This is a genomic window from Streptomyces sp. NBC_01224, assembly GCF_036002945.1.
In the GTDB taxonomy this organism is placed as follows: Bacteria; Actinomycetota; Actinomycetes; order Streptomycetales; family Streptomycetaceae; genus Streptomyces.
In genome coordinates this window covers 2,958,798-2,977,983 of the sequence record NZ_CP108529.1, presented here as the reverse complement: position 1 = coordinate 2,977,983, position 19,186 = coordinate 2,958,798, and the positions used below count along the sequence as shown (strand labels likewise).

At 68.2% G+C, this 19,186-nt stretch carries 18 protein-coding genes; all 18 read left to right on the top strand.

The genetic code is table 11. The features are described from left to right. The first annotated feature begins 23 nt into the window (after nucleotides 1-23). The 18 genes from thrB to atpD all read left to right on the top strand — a co-directional run bounded on the left by thrB (nucleotide 24) and on the right by atpD (nucleotide 19,142). Entirely contained in the window at nucleotides 24-941 is a 918-nt protein-coding gene (gene thrB, locus OG609_RS12700; protein WP_327272901.1) for a homoserine kinase, read from the top strand. A 393-nt stretch (nucleotides 942-1,334) separates the two neighbouring features. After that, nucleotides 1,335-3,347 carry a transcription termination factor Rho gene (gene rho / locus OG609_RS12695; RefSeq protein WP_327272900.1) on the top strand — a complete coding sequence of 671 codons (2,013 nt, stop codon included), beginning with the start codon at nucleotides 1,335-1,337 and terminating at the stop codon, nucleotides 3,345-3,347. A gap of 422 nt (nucleotides 3,348-3,769) precedes the next feature. Beyond that, nucleotides 3,770-4,873 carry an LCP family protein gene (locus OG609_RS12690; protein WP_327272899.1) on the top strand — a complete coding sequence of 368 codons (1,104 nt, stop codon included), beginning with the start codon at nucleotides 3,770-3,772 and terminating at the stop codon, nucleotides 4,871-4,873. A 142-nt stretch (nucleotides 4,874-5,015) separates the two neighbouring features. Next, complete coding sequence (gene rpmE, locus OG609_RS12685) at nucleotides 5,016-5,240, top strand: 50S ribosomal protein L31 (protein ID WP_019764351.1); 225 nt, start codon at nucleotides 5,016-5,018, stop codon at nucleotides 5,238-5,240. A gap of 155 nt (nucleotides 5,241-5,395) precedes the next feature. Continuing rightward, nucleotides 5,396-6,472: a peptide chain release factor 1 gene (gene prfA / locus OG609_RS12680; protein WP_327272898.1), complete on the top strand. Its 1,077-nt coding sequence runs from the start codon at nucleotides 5,396-5,398 to the stop codon at nucleotides 6,470-6,472. A gap of 42 nt (nucleotides 6,473-6,514) precedes the next feature. Next, the gene (prmC, locus tag OG609_RS12675; protein WP_327272897.1) at nucleotides 6,515-7,360 is read left to right on the top strand and encodes a peptide chain release factor N(5)-glutamine methyltransferase; all 846 of its coding nucleotides are present in this window, start codon (nucleotides 6,515-6,517) and stop codon (nucleotides 7,358-7,360) included. Between the two features lie 64 nt (nucleotides 7,361-7,424). After that, a complete protein-coding gene (locus OG609_RS12670; RefSeq protein ID WP_266357932.1) occupies nucleotides 7,425-8,072 on the top strand; it encodes an L-threonylcarbamoyladenylate synthase in 648 nt (215 codons plus the stop codon). Further along, nucleotides 8,069-8,710 (top strand): arsenate reductase/protein-tyrosine-phosphatase family protein, encoded by a 642-nt coding sequence (locus OG609_RS12665; protein ID WP_327272896.1) that lies wholly within the window; start codon nucleotides 8,069-8,071, stop codon nucleotides 8,708-8,710. The genes OG609_RS12670 and OG609_RS12665 overlap by 4 nt, the downstream gene beginning before the upstream one ends. Before the next feature lie 156 nt (nucleotides 8,711-8,866). Then, nucleotides 8,867-10,132 carry a serine hydroxymethyltransferase gene (gene glyA, locus OG609_RS12660; protein WP_327272895.1) on the top strand — a complete coding sequence of 422 codons (1,266 nt, stop codon included), beginning with the start codon at nucleotides 8,867-8,869 and terminating at the stop codon, nucleotides 10,130-10,132. Nucleotides 10,133-10,224: 92 nt separating this feature from the next. Beyond that, nucleotides 10,225-11,610, top strand: coding sequence for an MraY family glycosyltransferase (locus tag OG609_RS12655; RefSeq protein ID WP_327272894.1), 1,386 nt, complete (start codon nucleotides 10,225-10,227; stop codon nucleotides 11,608-11,610). Nucleotides 11,611-11,872: 262 nt separating this feature from the next. After that, entirely contained in the window at nucleotides 11,873-12,310 is a 438-nt protein-coding gene (locus OG609_RS12650) for a hypothetical protein (protein ID WP_327272893.1), read from the top strand. Nucleotides 12,311-12,535: 225 nt separating this feature from the next. Continuing rightward, nucleotides 12,536-13,357: a F0F1 ATP synthase subunit A gene (gene atpB, locus OG609_RS12645; RefSeq protein ID WP_327272892.1), complete on the top strand. Its 822-nt coding sequence runs from the start codon at nucleotides 12,536-12,538 to the stop codon at nucleotides 13,355-13,357. A gap of 68 nt (nucleotides 13,358-13,425) precedes the next feature. Beyond that, on the top strand, nucleotides 13,426-13,677 hold the full coding sequence (locus tag OG609_RS12640) for an ATP synthase subunit C (protein WP_037689279.1): 252 nt from the start codon (nucleotides 13,426-13,428) through the stop codon (nucleotides 13,675-13,677). A 37-nt stretch (nucleotides 13,678-13,714) separates the two neighbouring features. After that, nucleotides 13,715-14,260 (top strand): F0F1 ATP synthase subunit B, encoded by a 546-nt coding sequence (locus OG609_RS12635; RefSeq protein ID WP_327272891.1) that lies wholly within the window; start codon nucleotides 13,715-13,717, stop codon nucleotides 14,258-14,260. Further along, nucleotides 14,257-15,072 (top strand): F0F1 ATP synthase subunit delta, encoded by an 816-nt coding sequence (locus OG609_RS12630; protein ID WP_327272890.1) that lies wholly within the window; start codon nucleotides 14,257-14,259, stop codon nucleotides 15,070-15,072. Before OG609_RS12635 ends, OG609_RS12630 begins: the two co-directional genes overlap by 4 nt. 138 nt (nucleotides 15,073-15,210) lie before the next feature. Next, nucleotides 15,211-16,782 (top strand): F0F1 ATP synthase subunit alpha, encoded by a 1,572-nt coding sequence (gene atpA / locus OG609_RS12625; protein WP_093894471.1) that lies wholly within the window; start codon nucleotides 15,211-15,213, stop codon nucleotides 16,780-16,782. A 3-nt stretch (nucleotides 16,783-16,785) separates the two neighbouring features. After that, the gene (locus OG609_RS12620; RefSeq protein ID WP_327272889.1) at nucleotides 16,786-17,700 is read left to right on the top strand and encodes a F0F1 ATP synthase subunit gamma; all 915 of its coding nucleotides are present in this window, start codon (nucleotides 16,786-16,788) and stop codon (nucleotides 17,698-17,700) included. Continuing rightward, a complete protein-coding gene (atpD, locus tag OG609_RS12615; RefSeq protein ID WP_327272888.1) occupies nucleotides 17,700-19,142 on the top strand; it encodes a F0F1 ATP synthase subunit beta in 1,443 nt (480 codons plus the stop codon). The genes OG609_RS12620 and atpD overlap by 1 nt, the downstream gene beginning before the upstream one ends. Nucleotides 19,143-19,186: the final 44 nt, after the last annotated feature.

Sequence of the window (19,186 nt, the reverse complement as noted above, 5' to 3'; positions counted from 1 at the left end):
TCACAAGGAGAGTCGTCTAAGCGATGGCCGGTCCCGCCTTCCGAGCCGCCGCCGTCCGGGTGCGCGTCCCTGCGACCAGCGCCAACCTGGGCCCGGGTTTCGACGCCTTCGGCCTGTCGCTGGGGCTGTACGACGACGTCGTCGTCCGCGTGGCGGACTCCGGACTGCACATCGACATCGCGGGTGAGGGCGCGGACACGCTGCCCCGCGACGAGAGCCACCTCCTCGTACGCTCCATGCGCACGGCCTTCGACCTGCTCGGCGGACAGCCCCGCGGCCTGGAGATCGTCTGCGCCAACCGCATCCCGCACGGGCGCGGCCTCGGCTCCTCCTCCGCCGCCATCTGCGCCGGCATCGTCGCCGCGCGCGCCGTGACGACCGGCGGTGACGCCCGGCTCGACGACGCCGCACTGCTGGAACTCGCCACCGAGATCGAGGGCCACCCCGACAATGTCGCGGCCTGCCTGCTCGGTGGGTTCACACTTGCCTGGATGGACGGCGGATCGGCCCGCGCCATCAGGATGGATCCCGCAGATTCCATCGTTCCGGTGGTTTTCGTCCCGAGCAAGCCGGTCCTGACCGAGACCGCCCGCGGACTGCTGCCGCGCACGGTGCCGCATGTCGACGCCGCCTTCAACGCAGGCCGTTCCGCGCTCCTCGTCGAGGCCCTGACCCGACACCCCGAGCTGCTGCTCACCGCCACCGAGGACCGGCTGCACCAGGAGTACCGCGCCCCGGCGATGCCGCAGAGCGTGGAACTCGTGAACCGACTGCGCGCCGACGGCGTCCCCGCAGTCATCTCCGGTGCCGGGCCGACGGTGCTCGCACTGGCCGAGGACGGTGCGGCCGACAAGGTCGCACAGCTGGCGGGCGAGGGATGGGCGGCCGATCGGCTCACTCTCGACGCCCCGGGTGCGAGTGTGCTGCCGCTCGCCCCGTAGCCGAGAAGTGATTGCCGGTGAGTGAGAGGGGGAATGTTTGTTGGAGCCGGTAGTGTTAACCTCAAGTCTGCAACCGACGTCTATGTGGCGCGTTGCTTCGTGTCCCTTTCCGGGACCACCAATTCTTCCGGGAGCCTCCCCAACTGCCTGAGCAGCCTGCCTGAGCAGTTTCGTGCACGCTCCGGAACCGGCACGACACCCCTCGCTTGTCCAGGAGTGGGCCGAGCAGGGGGATGCTCGCGCCGGACCCTTGCACACCTTCATCTCTCCGCCGTACCCGGCGGACCACCGCCCCGGCACGGTCCGCGATCCGCAAGATCACAGACCGCAGTCGGACAGCACAACCGGTCGCCGAGCCAGAAGGCCGACGTCCGCTCCAGGGAAGGACCCTTCGTGAGCGACACCACCGATCTGATGGGCGTGACTGCCGACAAGAGCGTCGACAGCGCCGCGCCCGCCGAAGGTGCTGCCACTGGCACCACCGCACGGCGCCGCCGCTCCGGCACCGGCCTTGACGGCATGGTCCTGGCCGAGCTGCAGCAGGTCGCGTCCGGCCTCGGCATCAAGGGCACTGCGCGTATGCGCAAGGGCCAGCTGATCGAGGTCATCAAGGAGGCGCAGGCCGGTAGCTCCGCCGCGCCCAAGGCCGCCGCGCCCGCCGCGGATGCCGAGACGAAGCCGAAGCGCCGTGCCACCTCCAAGGCGCGCACCGGGGACGAGTCCGCGGCCGCCGCGCCCGCCGAGAAGGCTGCCGCGCAGCAGCAGATCGACATCCCCGGCCAGCCGGCCAGTGACGACCAGCCCACGGGTGAGCGTCGTCGGCGCCGTGCGACCGCTCAGGCGGGCAGCCCGGAGAGCAAGGCGGAGGGCAAGCCGGCCGCCGAGGTCAAGGCGGAGACACAGGCCGAGCCGAAGAGCGACGACCGCGCCGACGCCAAGGCCGAAGCCGCCGCCGACACGGCCGAGGGCCGTCGGGGCGACCGCCAGGACCGCGGCCAGCGGGGCGACCGTCAGGAGCGCGGGGAGCGCCGCGACCGTCAGCGTGATCGCCGCGGCAAGGGCGACGAGCAGGGCGGTGGCCAGGGCCAGCAGGGCGGCCAGCGCCAGCAGCGCCAGGGCCAGGGCCAGCAGGGCGGCGGCCCGCAGGACGACGGTTACGACGACGAGGCAGGCGGTCGTCGCGGTCGTCGCGGCCGCTACCGCGACCGCCGTGGCCGCCGTGGCCGCGAGGACTTCGCCAGCGAGGTCCCCGTCTCCGACGACGACGTCCTGATCCCCGTCGCGGGCATCCTGGACATCCTCGACAACTACGCGTTCATCCGGACCTCCGGCTACCTGCCGGGCCCGAACGACGTATACGTCTCGCTCGCCCAGGTCCGCAAGAACGGCCTGCGCAAGGGTGACCACGTCACCGGTGCGGTGCGCCAGCCCAAGGACGGCGAGCGCCGCGAGAAGTTCAACGCGCTGGTCCGCCTCGACTCGGTCAACGGCATGGCGCCCGAAACCGGTCGCGGACGCCCGGAGTTCCAGAAGCTGACCCCGCTCTACCCGCAGGACCGGCTCCGTCTGGAGACCGACTCCAACGTCCTGACGACGCGGATCATCGACCTGGTCGCACCGATCGGCAAGGGCCAGCGAGGCCTGATCGTGGCCCCGCCGAAGACCGGCAAGACCATGATCCTGCAGGCGATCGCCAACGCGATCACCGTCAACAGCCCCGAGTGCCACCTGATGGTCGTCCTGGTCGACGAGCGTCCGGAAGAGGTCACCGACATGCAGCGGTCGGTGAAGGGCGAGGTCATCTCCTCGACCTTCGACCGTCCCGCCGAGGACCACACCACCGTCGCCGAGCTGGCCATCGAGCGCGCCAAGCGTCTCGTCGAGCTGGGTCACGACGTGGTCGTCCTGCTGGACTCGATCACCCGCCTCGGCCGTGCGTACAACCTCGCCGCCCCGGCATCCGGCCGCATCCTGTCCGGTGGTGTCGACTCGACCGCGCTGTACCCGCCGAAGCGCTTCTTCGGTGCCGCGCGCAACATCGAGGACGGCGGTTCGCTGACCATCCTGGCCACCGCGCTCGTCGAGACCGGCTCGCGCATGGACGAGGTGATCTTCGAGGAGTTCAAGGGCACCGGCAACATGGAGCTCAAGCTCGACCGGAAGCTCTCGGACAAGCGCATCTTCCCGGCGGTGGACGTCGACGCGTCCAGCACCCGTAAGGAAGAAATCCTGCTCGGCAGCGACGAGTTGGCCATTGTCTGGAAGCTGCGCCGGGTGCTGCACGCGCTCGACCAGCAGCAGGCGATCGAGCTCCTCCTGGACCGGATGAAGAAGACCCAGTCCAACGCGGAGTTCCTGCTCCAGATCCAGAAGACGACGCCGGCTCCGGGCAACGGCAACGACTGACGTCGTACCCGGATCGGCTGAATCACAGGGCCGCCCTCGTCACTCCGGTGACGGGGGCGGCCCTGCGTCGTAGGGCCCGCGAATGTGACGCAGTCGATTCGACCCTTTCGACCGATCCGAGACCTTCGCCACACAACCGCCACGACGACAGAGGTCACCACGATGTCTGTACCTGGCAAGAAACCGCAGGTGAGCGCGGGATCACCAGCTGTTCATCAAGGTCACGCGTCCCTTTTGTCCTCACGTGGGCGTGACAGGTCGCTGTGCAACCCTTCTTCGTGCCGCGACGTCGTACGAAGTGGCGACAAGTCGCCAAAGCCGACAGAAGCAGTGCCCGAACACCGCTGCAGGGGCCAGGGCCTGTCCGGCGGATCGGGGCCGGACAGGCCCTGGCCGGGAGAAGCTGAGACAGAAGGAGACGGATGACCGAGCAGAGCGGGAGCGGCGGCCGAATACGCCCCACCGGCAAACGCCGGAAGAGGCCTTCCCGTCGCCGCAGGGCGACGTTGATCGCCGTCTGGACCCTGGCCGGTGCCGTGGTCGTCGGTGGCGGCGGGCTCGGATACGCCTACTTCAAGCTCAACGGCAATCTCAAGGCCGTCGACATCAACGCGGCGCTCGGAAAGAACCGCCCCGACAACATCGACAACGGCTCCGAGGACATCCTCGTACTCGGCTCGGACTCCCGCTCCGGCGCGAACTCGAAGTACGGCGCCGACGAGGGCACGGCCCGTTCCGACACCGCGATGGTCGTGCACATCAACAAGGGCCACAAGAGCGCCTCCGTCGTCTCCGTCCCGCGCGACACCCTCATCACCCGCCCCGACTGCACCAGTGACACCACGGGGCAGAGCGTCGCGGGCGAGCAGCGCGCGATGTTCAACACGGCGTACGAGGTCGGCGGACCGGCCTGCGCGGTCAAGACCGTCGAGTCCATGTCCGGCATCCGCATGGACCACTACCTCGAAGTCGACTTCACCGGCTTCAAGAAGCTCATAGACGAGCTGGGCGGCGTGAAGATCACCACCACCAAGGCGATCAACGACTCCAAGAGCCATCTGAATCTCGAACCCGGCACCCACACGCTCGACGGCGAGCAGTCGCTGGGCCTCGTCCGCACCCGCAAGAGCGTCGGCGACGGCAGCGACCTCGGCCGCATCCAGCTCCAGCAGGCGTTCATCAAGGCGCTGATGGAACAGGCCAAGAGCGTCGGGGTGTTCTCGAACCCGAAGACTCTCTTCGACCTCGCGGACACGGCGACAAAGGCCATCACCACCGACTCCGACCTGGGTTCGGTCACGCAGCTCACCGGCTTCGCGAACGGCCTCAAGGGGCTCGGCTCGAAGAACGTCCACATGGTCACCCTGCCCGTGCAGTACGACCCGGCCGACCCGAACCGCGTCGTACCGCTGGAGGAGTCCGCCCAGCAGGTGTGGACGGCGCTCAAGCACGACAAGGCCATCCCCGCCTCCGCCACCGAGAAGTCGGCGGGCGACAAGGGCGTCGCGGGCGGCATCGTCCAGTGACACGGCGGGCCGGGAATAGTTGCGGCCCGCCCCCGGTTTTGGGAGATACGGCCAGTCCTGGCAGACTGGTACGTCGGCCCCGGTTCACGGACGCGCAATCCGCGCGTACGACCCGGCGCCCTCCCGAACCTAGGAGAAACCCTTGAAGCGCGACATTCACCCCGAGTACGTCGAGACGCAGGTCAGCTGCACCTGTGGCGCGTCGTTCACGACCCGGAGCACCATCGACGGCGGCACCATCCGCGCCGACGTCTGCTCCGAGTGCCACCCGTTCTACACGGGCAAGCAGAAGATCCTCGACACCGGTGGCCGTGTGGCCCGCTTCGAGGCCCGCTTCGGCAAGGCTGCCGGCTCCGCCAGCAAGTAGCGAGCCACTGCGCCGGTTTTCGGCGCCCTCTTCCCGGGGGCGCCGAGACCGGCGTTTTTTTCCGGCCCGTGGTACGGGCCGTCCCCGTACCCGGGCCCGGACAGCATCACGCCGTCCAGCAGGCACGTTTGAGTGAAGAAACCAGGAGCCCGAAGATGTTCGAGGCGGTCGAGGAACTGATCGGTGAACAGGCCGATCTTGAGAAGAAGCTCGCGGACCCGGCGGTCCACGCCGACCAGGCCAACGCGCGCAGGCTCAACAAGCGCTACGCCGAGCTGACCCCGATCGTCGGCACGTACCGCTCCTGGAAGCAGACAGGGGACGACATCGGGACGGCGCGCGAGCTCGCCGCCGACGACCCCGACTTCGCGGCCGAGGTCAAGGACCTGGAGAAGCAGCGCGAAGAGCTCACCGAGAAGCTCCGCCTCCTCCTGGTCCCGCGCGACCCCAGCGACGACAAGGACGTGCTCCTGGAGATCAAGGCGGGCGCGGGCGGCGACGAGTCCGCCCTGTTCGCCGGCGATCTGCTGCGGATGTATCTGCGCTACGCCGAGCGCGTCGGCTGGAAGACCGAGATCATCGACTCCACCGAGTCCGAGCTCGGCGGCTACAAGGACGTCCAGGTCGCCGTGAAGACCAAGGGCGGCAACGGCGCCACCGAGCCCGGCCAGGGCGTGTGGGCCCGGCTGAAGTACGAGGGCGGGGTGCACCGCGTGCAGCGGGTGCCGTCCACCGAGTCCCAGGGCCGTATCCACACCTCGGCCGCCGGTGTGCTCGTCACACCCGAGGCCGAGGAGGTCGACGTCGAGATCCACGCCAACGATCTCCGTATCGACGTCTACCGCTCCTCGGGCCCCGGTGGCCAGTCCGTCAACACCACGGACTCGGCGGTCCGCATCACACACCTGCCGACCGGTGTCGTCGCCTCCTGCCAGAACGAGAAGAGCCAGCTCCAGAACAAGGAGCAGGCCATGCGTATCCTGCGTTCGCGACTGCTCGCGGCCGCCCAGGAAGCCGCCGAGCAGGAGGCTTCGGACGTACGACGCAGCCAGGTGCGTACGGTCGACCGTTCCGAGAAGATCCGTACGTACAACTTCCCGGAAAACCGGATCTCGGACCACCGCGTCGGCTTCAAGGCGTACAACTTGGACCAGGTGCTCGACGGCGACCTGGATTCCGTGATCCAGGCCTGTGTCGACGCCGACTCCGCCGCCAAGCTCGCCGCCGCATAAGACCGAGTCCGCCCCGCCCGTAACCCCGTACGGAGAACCGCGATGAACCTGCTGCTCGCCGAGGTGGCCCAGGCCACCCAGCGGCTGGCCGACGCCGGTGTCCCTTCACCGCGATTCGACGCGGAGGAGCTCGCCGCGTTCGTGCACGGCGTCAAGCGGGGCGAGCTGCACCATGTGCCGGACGCCGACTTCGACGCCCGCTACTGGGAGGCCATCGCCCGCCGCGAGGCCCGCGAACCGCTGCAGCACATCACCGGACGCGCCTTCTTCCGCTACCTGGAGCTCCAGGTCGGACCCGGTGTCTTCGTCCCCCGCCCGGAGACCGAATCGGTCGTCGGCTGGGCGATAGACGCCGTCCGCGCGATGGATGTCGTCGAGCCGCTCATCGTCGACCTCTGCAGCGGATCGGGCGCCATCGCCCTGGCCATGGCGCAGGAGGTTCCCCGCTCGCGCGTGCACGCCGTCGAGCTCTCCGACGACGCCGTGAAGTGGACCAGGAAGAACGCCGAGGGGTCGCGGGTCACCGTCCATCACGGAGACGCGCTCACGGCCCTTCCCGAACTCGACGGCCAGGTCGACCTGGTCATCTCCAACCCGCCGTACATCCCGCTCACCGAATGGGAGTACGTGGCGCCCGAGGCCCGTGACCACGACCCGGAGATGGCCCTCTTCTCCGGCGAGGACGGCCTCGACACCATCCGCGGCATCGAACGCACCGCACACCGCCTGCTGCGCCCCGGCGGCCTGGTCGTCATCGAGCACGCCGACACCCAGGGCGGCCAGGTGCCGTGGATCTTCACCGAGGAACGCGGCTGGGCCGATGCGGCCGACCATCCCGACCTGAACAACCGGCCGCGGTTCGCCACGGCCCGCAAGGCCATGCCGTGACCGGCGGCCACCACCCGCACGACCCGTACCCGCCATACCCGTACATGCTTGAGGAGGCCGGCTGATGGCACGGCGATACGACTGCAACGACGCGACCGACCGTACGACGGGTCTGCGTGAGGCCGCGTCGGCCGTCCGCCGCGGCGAACTGGTCGTGCTGCCCACCGACACCGTGTACGGGATCGGTGCGGACGCCTTCAGTTCCGAGGGCGTCGCCGACCTGCTGGACGCCAAGGGCCGCGGCCGCAACATGCCGACGCCCGTCCTGATCGGCTCCCCGAACACCCTGCACGGACTGGTCACCGACTTCTCCGAGCAGGCCTGGGAGCTCGTCGACGCCTTCTGGCCCGGCGCCCTCACGCTCGTCGCCAAGCACCAGCCGTCGCTGCAGTGGGACCTCGGGGACACCCGCGGCACCGTCGCGATCCGGATGCCGCTGCACCCGGTCGCCATCGAGCTGCTCACCGAGGTCGGCCCGATGGCCGTCTCCAGCGCCAACCTCACCGGACACCCGGCCCCCGAGGACTGCGACGCCGCCCAGGAGATGCTCGGCGACTCCGTCTCCGTCTACCTCGACGGCGGCGCGACGCCCGGCATCGTGCCCTCGTCGATCGTCGATGTGACCGGCAAGGTCCCCGTACTGCTGCGCGCCGGTGCGCTCTCCGTCGAGGAACTCCGCAAGGTGGTACCCGACCTCGAGGTGGCCAATTGACCGCCCCTGAGGGGCGTGGCATAGCGGGGCAGGCCGACACTTTCCGCATCCTCCACGTCAGCACCGGCAATGTCTGCCGCTCACCGATCACCGAGCGGCTGACCCGGCACGCCCTGGTGGACCGCCTCGGCGATCCACTCAGCGGCGGACTGATCGTGGAGAGTGCGGGCACCTGGGGCCACGAAGGCGCCCCCATGGAGGCCAACGCCGAGATCGTCCTCGCCGACTTCGGCGCCGACACCACCGGCTTCGTCGGCCGGGAACTGCTCGACGAGCACGTGATCCGTGCCGACCTGGTGCTCACCGCCACCCGCGACCACCGGGCACAAGTGATCTCGATGGGGCACTCGGCCGGCCTGCGGACCTTCACCCTCAAGGAATTCACCCGGCTGGTCCGGGCCATAGACCACGCCACGCTGCCCGACCCGCGCGACGAGGGTGTGGTCGAGCGCGCCCGCGCACTGGTCCGTGCCGCGGCCGCGCTGCGCGGCTGGCTGCTGGCCCCCACCGCCGAGGCCGACGAGGTGTACGACCCGTACGGCGCCCCGATCACGTTCTTCCGGTCCATCGGCGACGAGATCAACCAGGCCCTCGACCCGGTCGTCACCGCACTGACCGGCGTACCCGCCCCGCACTGAACCTCGCGCCGGCGCCACTCTGACGGCCGTACACACGGGCCGGGTACCAGGGGGCCCAACGGGTGTACGGTGTCGCCGCACAGCAGGCAGGGGGCCCGTCACGGGCCTACATTGGTGGTGAGTCAACGCACCCCTCCCCAGGCCCGGAGCCGTCAGATGCCGGTCACCACTCCTGCCGCACCCACCCTCGCCGCCCAGGCCGCCCTGCCGCAGGATTTCGGCGCCCTGCTCCGGGAGGACCCGGAGATCGCCGCCGTGCTGCTGGAGGAGCTGCACCGGCAGTCGAGCACCCTGCAGCTGATCGCCGCCGAGAACTTCACCTCGCCCGCGGTCCTCGCCGCCCTCGGCTCACCGCTCGCCAACAAGTACGCCGAGGGCTACCCCGGCGCCCGCTACCACGGCGGCTGCGAGCAGGCCGACGCCGCCGAACGCATCGCCTGCCGGCGGGCCACCTCGCTCTTCGGCGCCGAACACGCCAACGTCCAGGCGCACTCCGGCTCCTCCGCCGTCCTCGCCGCGTACGCGGCACTGCTGCGCCCCGGCGACACGGTGCTCGCGATGGGACTCCCGTACGGCGGGCATCTCACCCATGGCTCGCCCGCCAACTTCTCCGGCCGCTGGTTCGAGTTCGTCGGCTACGGGGTGGACTCCGAGAGCGGCCTGATCGACTACGAGCAGGTGCGCACCCTGGCCCGTGCGCACCGCCCCAAGGCGATCGTCAGCGGCTCGATCTCGTACCCCCGCCATCCCGACTACGAACTGTTCCGGGAGATCGCCGACGAGGTGGGCGCCTATCTCATCGCCGACGCCGCGCATCCGATGGGGCTGATCGCCGGGGGAGCGGCGCCGAGCCCCGTCCCGTACGCCGACGTGGTCTGCGCGACCACGCACAAGGTGCTGCGCGGTCCGCGCGGCGGGATGATCCTGTGCGGTGCGGAGCTGGCCGAGCGGATCGACCGGGCGGTCTTCCCGTTCACCCAGGGCGGCGCGCAGATGCATACGGTGGCCGCGAAGGCCGTCGCGTTCGGGGAGGCGGCCACTGAGGCGTTCGCCGCGTACACCCATCGGGTGGTGGCCCATGCCCGGGTGCTGGCCGCAGGTCTGGAGGCCGAGGGCTTCGAGGTCACCACGGGCGGCACGGACACCCACCTGATCGTCGCGGACCCGGCTCCGATGGGCGTCGACGGACCCACTGCCCGCACCCGGCTGGCAGGGGCGGGCCTGGTGCTGGACACCTGTGCGCTTCCGTACGGGGACGCCCGGGGCATCAGACTCGGAACCGCGGCCGTCACCACCCAGGGCATGGACGACGCCGACATGGCACGGCTGGCGGTGCTCGTCGGAGCGGCGGTACGTGAGGAGGGCGACATCCGCGCGGAGGTTCAGGAACTGGCCCGGAAATATCCGCCCTATCCGGGGTAGACGTGCTCCGTGCAACCATCGGCCCGGCCTCCGTGTCCTCGACCATGAGCCCGACGTAGTTAAAGTGTGGGCTGAGATGGCCGGCGAAATCTATGGGGCAGCCCGTGCGTGATTACCTGCTGACGCTCTGTGTCACGGCCGCGGTTACCTATCTGCTGACCGGCCCGGTGCGCAAGTTCGCCATCGCGGTCGGGGCGATGCCCGCGATCCGTGCGCGTGACGTCCACCGAGAACCGACACCGAGGCTCGGTGGCATCGCCATGTTCGGCGGACTGTGCGCCGGACTGATCGTCGCGGACCATCTGTACAACCTCGACAGCGTCTTCCAGCTCTCCAACGAACCGCAGGCGCTGCTCTCCGGGGCCGCGCTGATCTGGCTGATCGGTGTTCTGGACGACAAGTTCGAGATCGACGCACTGATCAAGCTCGGCGGGCAGATGATCGCCGCCGCGGTCATGGTCATCCAGGGCCTGACGATTCTGTGGCTGCCGATCCCCGGCGTCGGCACCGTCGCGCTCACCCAGTGGCAGGGAACGCTGCTCACGGTCGCCCTCGTCGTCATCACCATCAACGCGGTCAACTTCGTCGATGGCCTGGACGGTCTCGCGGCGGGCATGGTGTGCATCGCCTCCGCCGCGTTCTTCCTGTACACGTACCGGCTCTGGTACGGGCACATGATCGAGGCGGCAGCCCCCGCGACGCTCTTCACGGCGATTCTGATGGGCATGTGCCTGGGCTTTCTGCCGCACAACATGCATCCGGCCCGCATCTTCATGGGCGACTCGGGTTCTATGCTGATCGGCCTGGTGCTCGCGGCCGGTGCGATTTCGGTCACCGGACAGGTCGACCCGGACACGATGAAGCTCTTCGCCGGCAGTGAGCGCGAGGCCACCCACGCGATGCTGCCGGTCTTCATCCCGCTGCTGCTGCCGCTGACCATCATCGCGATCCCGGCCGCCGACCTGGTGCTGGCGATCGTGCGGCGCACGTGGAACGGCCAGTCGCCGTTCGCGGCGGACCGCGGCCATCTGCACCACCGGCTGCTGGAGATCGGCCATTCGCACAGCAGGTCCGTGCTGATCATGTACTTCTGGTCGGCCCTGATCGCCTTCGGCGCGGTCGGCTACTCCGTGCACTCGGCGTCCCTGTGGATCGTGCTGGTGATCATGGGGCTGAGCGCGCTGGGCCTCGTACTGCTGCTGATGCCCCGCTTCACCCCGCGGGCGCCGTACTGGGCGGAACGCTTCGTACCGCCCCGCTACCGCCGACGCCGCAGCGAGGGCGAGGTGCCCGAGGCGGAACCCTCATCTGCGCACGAGGCCCAACAGGGGCCGCTGGAAGCGCAGATGGGGCAGGAGGGGAGCGAGCTCCGGGAGCGGGCCCCGATCGTCGTGGGAGTCTCCGGCGTCAACGGGGCGACTGCCATCGGCCCCCGTTCGCGTTTTTCGGACAGAGATAAGGCCGATTCCCCGCACTGACGATTCGGTCATCGAGGGGCAATACCAGACAATTTTTCGAGTTGCCTTGCTCACACGCGCAGATTCACTCTCATGTGTGACAGCAAGCACACTTTCTTGGTAAAGACCTCATCAAATAGTTTGTGATACCGTTCACGAAGCCCGGTGACAGAGCCGAAGGACCTGAGTAGCACGGTCCGTCGGCCCGAGGCATCGACTCGGACCGGGCCTACGCTCGTCCATGACGACACACTGCCCACCCCCTGCAAGCGGAGCTGCCGCCATGCCGTCCAACGACGCCCGGAGTCTCCTCCAAACCGCCGTACCCACCGCCGTCGCCGGTGCTGTTGCCGCCGCGATCAGTGGTGGCGTGGCCGGCGGCAAGGGAGCCCTGGGTGCGGTCGTCGCGACGATCGTGGTGATTCTCTTCATGGGGGTCGGACTCGTGGTCCTGCAACGGACCGCCAAGTCCTTCCCGCAGCTGTTCCAGGCGATGGGGCTGATGCTCTACACGGCACAGCTCCTGTTGCTGTTCATCTTCGTCGCGGCCTTCAAGAACACCACGATGTTCAACCCGAAGGCCTTTGCGATCACGTTGGTCGCGACCACGCTCGTGTGGATCGCCGCACAGGCGCGCGCACACATGAAGGCCAAGATCCTTTACGTCGAACCCGAGGCCGACAAGGGTGAAAAGCCCAAGAACACGGGGTCGAAGTCGTGAAGGGTAGGGGCGGGATAAACGCGGGTTCACGACCCTGCTATCGTCCGGTTCCAACTGCGGCACTGCGGGCGCGGGCATGTGAGCTGACGCCTGCTCGATCGCGAGGCTCAATGCCTGACTGCCGCCCACACATCCGATACACCAGTCCAGTGCCGAACCGCGGCTGCGCGCCGCGCCGACACAACGAGGTTGCCGTACCTATGCGCCACGCTGAAGGAGCCCGCGGTGAGTGCTGACCCGACACAGGTGCTCGCCTTCGAGACCGATTGCCACATCTTCTCCGGTTGTGGTTTCCCGGCTCCCGGCCTGCACTCGTTCCTGTTCGAGCCCCTCTGGGGCAACGGGGACAGCAACTTGTACTTCAACAAGACGATGCTGCTGGCGCTGCTCGGCTCGATCATCATCGTCGGCTTCTTCTGGGCGGCTTTCGCCAAGCCGAAGCTGGTTCCGGGCAAGCTGCAGATGGTGGCCGAGGCCGGCTACGACTTCGTACGCAGAGGTGTCGTCTACGAGACGATCGGCAAGCGCGAGGGCGAGAAGTACGTCCCGCTTGTGGTCTCTCTGTTCTTCTTCGTCTGGATGATGAACCTCTGGTCCATCATTCCGGTCGCCCAGTTCCCCGTGACGGCGATCATTGCGTACCCGGCCGCGCTCGCCGCCATCGTGTACGTCCTGTGGGTCAGCCTGACCTTCAAGAAGCACGGTTTCGTCGGAGCCTTCAAGAACTTCACGGGCTACGACAAGAGCCTCGGCGCGGTCCTGCCGCTCTCGATGACCATCGAGCTCTTCTCGAACCTGCTCGTCAGGCCGTTCACGCACGCCGTCCGGCTCTTTGCCAACATGTTCGCGGGCCACACGCTGCTGCTGCTCTTCACGATCGCCAGCTGGTACCTGCTCAACGGCATCGGCTTCGCCTACGCGGGTGTCTCGTTCGTGATGGTCATCGTGATGACCGCCTTCGAGCTCTTCATCCAAGCTGTCCAGGCCTATGTGTTCGTCCTGCTGACCTGCAGCTACATCCAGGGCGCTCTCGCCAAGGGCCACTGAGCACCCCACCTCCTGAAGCACCCGGTGGCCAACCCCCACCGGACCAAGAAAGAGAAGGAAGAACCGGCATGTCTGCTCTCCAGACCCTCGCCGCCACCAGCGTCGAAATCAAGGGCAACCTCGGCTCCATCGGTTACGGCCTCGCCGCGATCGGCCCCGGCGTCGGCGTCGGCATCATCTTCGGTAACGGCACCCAGGCGCTCGCCCGTCAGCCCGAGGCTGCCGGTCTCATCCGCGCCAACCAGATTCTCGGCTTCGCCTTCTGTGAGGCGCTCGCCCTGATCGGTCTGGTCATGCCGTTCGTCTACCCGACCTCCTGACCGGTCGCGAACAGCCCATTCGACGGAAGGCACTGACGTGAACCCTCTGGTTCAGCTCGCGGCAGGGGAGCCGGAAAACCCGCTCTTCCCGCCGATCCCTGAGCTCGTCATTGGCTTCATCGCCTTTGTCATCGTCTTCGGCTTCCTCGCCAAGAAGCTCCTCCCGAACATCAACAAGGTTCTGGAAGAGCGCCGCGAGGCCATCGAAGGCGGTATCGAAAAGGCCGATGCGGCCCAGACCGAGGCCCAGAGCGTGCTTGAGCAGTACAAGGCTCAGCTCGCCGAGGCCCGCCACGAAGCCGCTCGTCTGCGCCAGGAGGCGCAGGAGCAGGGCGCCGTGATCCTGCAGGAGATGCGGGCGGAAGGCCAGCGGCAGCGCGAGGAGATCATCGCTGCCGGCCACGCCCAGATCGAGGCCGACCGCAAGGCCGCGGCTTCCGCGCTGCGCCAGGACGTGGGCAAGCTCGCCACCGACCTGGCCGGCAAGCTCGTCGGCGAGTCCCTCGAGGACCACGCCCGGCAGAGCGGCACCGTCGACCGTTTCCTCGACGAGCTCGAGGCGAAGGCCGAGGCTGTCCGATGAACGGCGCGAGCCGCGAGGCACTGGCTGCCGCACGTGAGCGTCTCGACGCGCTGACCGACAACACGTCGGTCGACGCGGCGAAGCTCGCCGAGGAGCTGGCCGCCGTAACGGCGCTGCTCCAGCGCGAGGTCTCACTGCGGCGGGTCCTGACCGACCCGTCGCAGGCCGGCGAGGCCAAGGCCGAGCTGGCCGGACGGCTGCTGCGCGGTCAGGTGGGCGGCGAGACCGTCGACCTGATCTCCGGCATGGTCCGCTCCCGCTGGTCGCAGTCGCGTGACCTGGTCGACTCGGTCGAGGAACTGGCGAACATCGCAGACCTCACCGCCGCCCAGCGCAGTGGAGACCTCGACGACGTCGAGGACGAGCTGTTCCGGTTCGGCCGGATCGTCGCCTCCGACAAGGAGCTGCGCGCCGCGCTCACCAACCGGTCCGCGTCCACCGTCGCCAAGAGCGAGCTGCTGCGCAGCCTGCTCGGCGGCAAGGCACGGCCCACCACCGAGCGCGTCGTCGTGCGGCTTGTCACCCAGCCGCGTGGACGTAGCCTGGAAGCGGGACTCGAGTCCCTCTCCAAGCTTGCCGCGGAGCGCCGGGACCGCATGGTCGCCGTGGTCACCTCGGCAGTGCCGCTGAGCGATCAGCAGAAGCAGCGTCTCGGCGCCGCACTGGCGAAGATCTACGGACGGCCGATGCACCTGAATCTCGATGTGGACCCCACGGTCCTCGGCGGGATCGCGGTGTGGGTCGGTGACGAGGTCATCAACGGCACCATCGCGGAGCGCCTCGACGAGGCGACCCGTCGCATGGCCGGCTGACGAGCGCAGCGCAGCAACAGAACAGAGCAAGACCAGCGGCCCGGTTGGGCCGTGCAGAAATTGCAGAAGATTCCTGGGGGTCGGCCCCCAGACCCCCTTAAGAAACTTCGGGCCCAACAAGGAGAGCAGGGAACCCAGATGGCGGAGCTCACGATCCGGCCGGAGGAGATCCGGGACGCGCTGGAGAACTTTGTCCAGTCGTACAAGCCGGACGCGGCCTCGCGCGAGGAGGTCGGTACGGTCAGCGTTGCCGGCGACGGCATCGCGAAGGTCGAGGGTCTTCCCTCGGCCATGGCGAACGAGCTGCTGAAGTTCGAGGACGGCACCCTCGGTCTCGCCCTCAACCTCGAGGAGCGCGAGATCGGTGCGATCGTCCTCGGCGAGTTCAGCGGCATCGAAGAGGGCCAGCCGGTGCAGCGCACCGGTGAGGTGCTCTCCGTCGGCGTCGGCGAGGGTTACCTCGGCCGCGTCGTCGACCCGCTCGGCAACCCGATCGACGGTCTCGGCGAGATCGCGACCGACAGCCGCCGCGCCCTCGAGCTGCAGGCCCCTGGCGTCATGGTCCGTAAGTCGGTGCACGAGCCGATGCAGACCGGCTACAAGGCCGTCGACGCCATGGTGCCGATCGGCCGCGGCCAGCGTCAGCTGATCATTGGTGACCGTCAGACGGGTAAGACCGCTCTGGCCGTCGACACGATCATCAACCAGCGCGACAACTGGCGCTCGGGCGACGTGAACAAGCAGGTGCGCTGCATCTACGTCGCCATCGGTCAGAAGGGTTCCACCATCGCCTCCGTGCGTGGTGCCCTGGAAGAGGCCGGCGCGCTCGAGTACACGACCATCGTCGCCGCACCGGCGTCCGACCCGGCCGGCTTCAAGTACCTGGCGCCGTACACCGGTTCGGCCATCGGTCAGCATTGGATGTACCAGGGCAAGCACGTCCTGATCATCTTTGACGACCTCTCGAAGCAGGCCGACGCCTACCGCGCCGTGTCGCTTCTGCTGCGCCGTCCGCCGGGCCGCGAGGCCTACCCGGGCGACGTCTTCTACCTGCACTCGCGTCTGCTGGAGCGCTGCGCGAAGCTCTCCGACGAGATGGGCGCCGGTTCGATGACGGGCCTCCCGATCGTCGAGACCAAGGCGAACGACGTGTCGGCGTTCATCCCGACCAACGTCATCTCCATCACCGACGGCCAGTGCTTCCTTGAGTCCGACCTGTTCAACGCCGGCCAGCGTCCGGCCCTGAACGTCGGTATCTCGGTCTCCCGTGTCGGTGGCTCCGCCCAGCACAAGGCCATGCGCCAGGTCTCCGGCCGACTCCGTGTCGACCTCGCCCAGTACCGCGAGCTGGAGGCGTTCGCCGCCTTCGGTTCCGACCTGGACGCGGCTTCGAAGGCGTCGCTGGAGCGCGGTAAGCGCATGGTCGAGCTGCTGAAGCAGCCGCAGTACCAGCCGTACCCGGTCGAGGAGCAGGTCGTCTCCATCTGGGCCGGCACCAACGGCAAGATGGATGACGTCCCGGTCGAGGACATCCGTCGCTTCGAGAGCGAGCTGCTGGAGTACCTGCGCCGTGAGCGCAAGGACCTCCTGACCAGCATCGCCGAGGGCGCCAAGATGTCCGACGACACGCTGCAGGCGATTGCCGACGCGGTCGCCGCCTTCAAGCAGCAGTTCGAGACCTCGGACGGCAAGCTGCTGGGCGAGGGCTGATCGATGGGCGCTCAGCTTCGCGTTTACAAGCGCCGCATTCGCTCCGTCACCGCCACGAAGAAGATCACCAAGGCGATGGAGATGATCGCCGCAGCGCGCATCGTCAAGGCGCAGCGCCAGGTGGCGGCGTCGACGCCGTACGCGACCGAGCTCACCCGCGCGGTGACCGCGGTGGCGACCGGCTCCACCACCAAGCACCCGCTGACCACCGAGGCAGACGCTCCGGCGCGGGCCGCGGTCCTGCTCGTCACGAGCGACCGCGGTCTGGCCGGCGGTTACTCCTCCAACGCCATCAAGGCCGCGGAGCGACTGACCGAGCGGCTCCGCGGTGAGGGCAAGGAGGTCGTCACGTATGTGATCGGCCGCAAGGGTGTCGCCTACTACGGATTCCGCGAGCGCAAGATCGAGGATTCGTGGACGGGCTTCACCGACAGCCCGACGTACGCGGATGCGAAGCGGGCCGCGGCCCCGCTGATCGAAGCGGTCACCAAGGAGACCGCCGAGGGCGGCGTGGACGAGCTGCACATCGTCTTCACGGAGTTCGTGTCGATGATGACGCAGAACCCGGTGGACAACCGGATGCTGCCGCTCAGCCTCGGCGCCGCGAAGGAGGAGGACGGCAAGGGCGAGATCCTGCCGCTCTTCGACTTCGAGCCGTCGGCGGAGGACGTCCTCGACGCCCTGCTTCCGCGGTACGTCGAGAGCCGGATCTACAACGCGCTGCTGCAGGCCGCTGCTTCCGAGCACGCTGCCCGCCGCCGCGCGATGAAGTCGGCCACCGACAACGCCGGTGAGCTCATCAAGAGCCTCTCCCGGCTTGCCAACGCGGCCCGCCAGGCCGAAATCACCCAGGAAATCAGCGAGATCGTCGGTGGTGCCAGTGCGCTGGCCGACGCGACCGCGGGGAGTGACAAGTAATGACGACCACAGTTGAGACGGCCGTTGCCACGGGCCGCGTCGCCCGGGTCATCGGCCCGGTCGTCGACGTGGAGTTCCCCGTCGACGCGATGCCGGAGATCTACAACGCGCTGACCGTCGAGGTGGCCGACCCGGCCGAGGACGGCAAGCTCAAGAAGCTGACGCTCGAGGTCGCCCAGCACCTCGGTGACGGTGTGATCCGCGCGATCTCGATGCAGCCCACCGACGGTCTGGTCCGCCAGGCCCCGGTGACCGACACGGGCGCCGGTATCACGGTTCCCGTCGGCGACATCACCAAGGGCAAGGTGTTCAACACCCTTGGCGAGATCCTGAACAAGCCCGAGGCCTCGGCCGAGGTCACCGAGCGCTGGCCGATCCACCGCAAGGCGCCCAGCTTCGACCAGCTCGAGTCCAAGACCGAGATGTTCGAGACCGGCGTCAAGGTCATCGACCTTCTCACCCCGTACGTCAAGGGTGGAAAGATCGGCCTGTTCGGTGGTGCCGGTGTCGGCAAGACCGTTCTGATCCAGGAAATGATCTACCGCGTCGCCAACAACCACGACGGTGTGTCGGTGTTCGCGGGCGTCGGTGAGCGTACCCGTGAGGGCAACGACCTCATCGAGGAAATGTCCGACTCGGGCGTCATCGACAAGACGGCGCTTGTCTTCGGTCAGATGGACGAGCCGCCGGGCACGCGTCTTCGTGTGGCGCTGGCCGGTCTGACCATGGCGGAGTACTTCCGTGATGTGCAGAAGCAGGACGTGCTCTTCTTCATCGACAACATCTTCCGGTACACCCAGGCCGGCTCCGAGGTGTCCACCCTGCTCGGCCGTATGCCGTCCGCGGTGGGTTACCAGCCGAACCTGGCCGACGAGATGGGTCTGCTGCAGGAGCGCATCACGTCGACCCGCGGTCACTCGATCACCTCGATGCAGGCGATCTACGTCCCCGCGGACGACCTGACCGACCCGGCCCCGGCCACCACCTTCGCCCACCTCGACGCGACGACGGTTCTCTCCCGTCCGATCTCCGAGAAGGGCATCTACCCGGCCGTGGACCCGCTGGACTCCACGTCCCGGATCCTGGACCCGCGTTACATCGCGCAGGACCACTACGACACCGCCATGCGGGTCAAGGGAATCCTGCAGAAGTACAAGGACCTCCAGGACATCATCGCCATTCTCGGTATGGACGAGCTCGGCGAGGAGGACAAGCTCACGGTCTTCCGCGCCCGTCGCATCGAGCGCTTCCTGTCCCAGAACACCCACGTCGCCAAGCAGTTCACGGGCGTGGACGGTTCGGACGTTCCGCTCGACGAGTCGATCGCCGCGTTCAACGCGATCGCCGACGGTGAGTACGACCACTTCCCGGAGCAGGCGTTCTTCATGTGCGGTGGCATCGAGGACCTCAAGGCCAACGCCAAGGAGCTCGGCGTCTCCTGAGCCCATGGCTCACCGAGGGGGGGCGGGTGCGTCCCGTCCCCCTC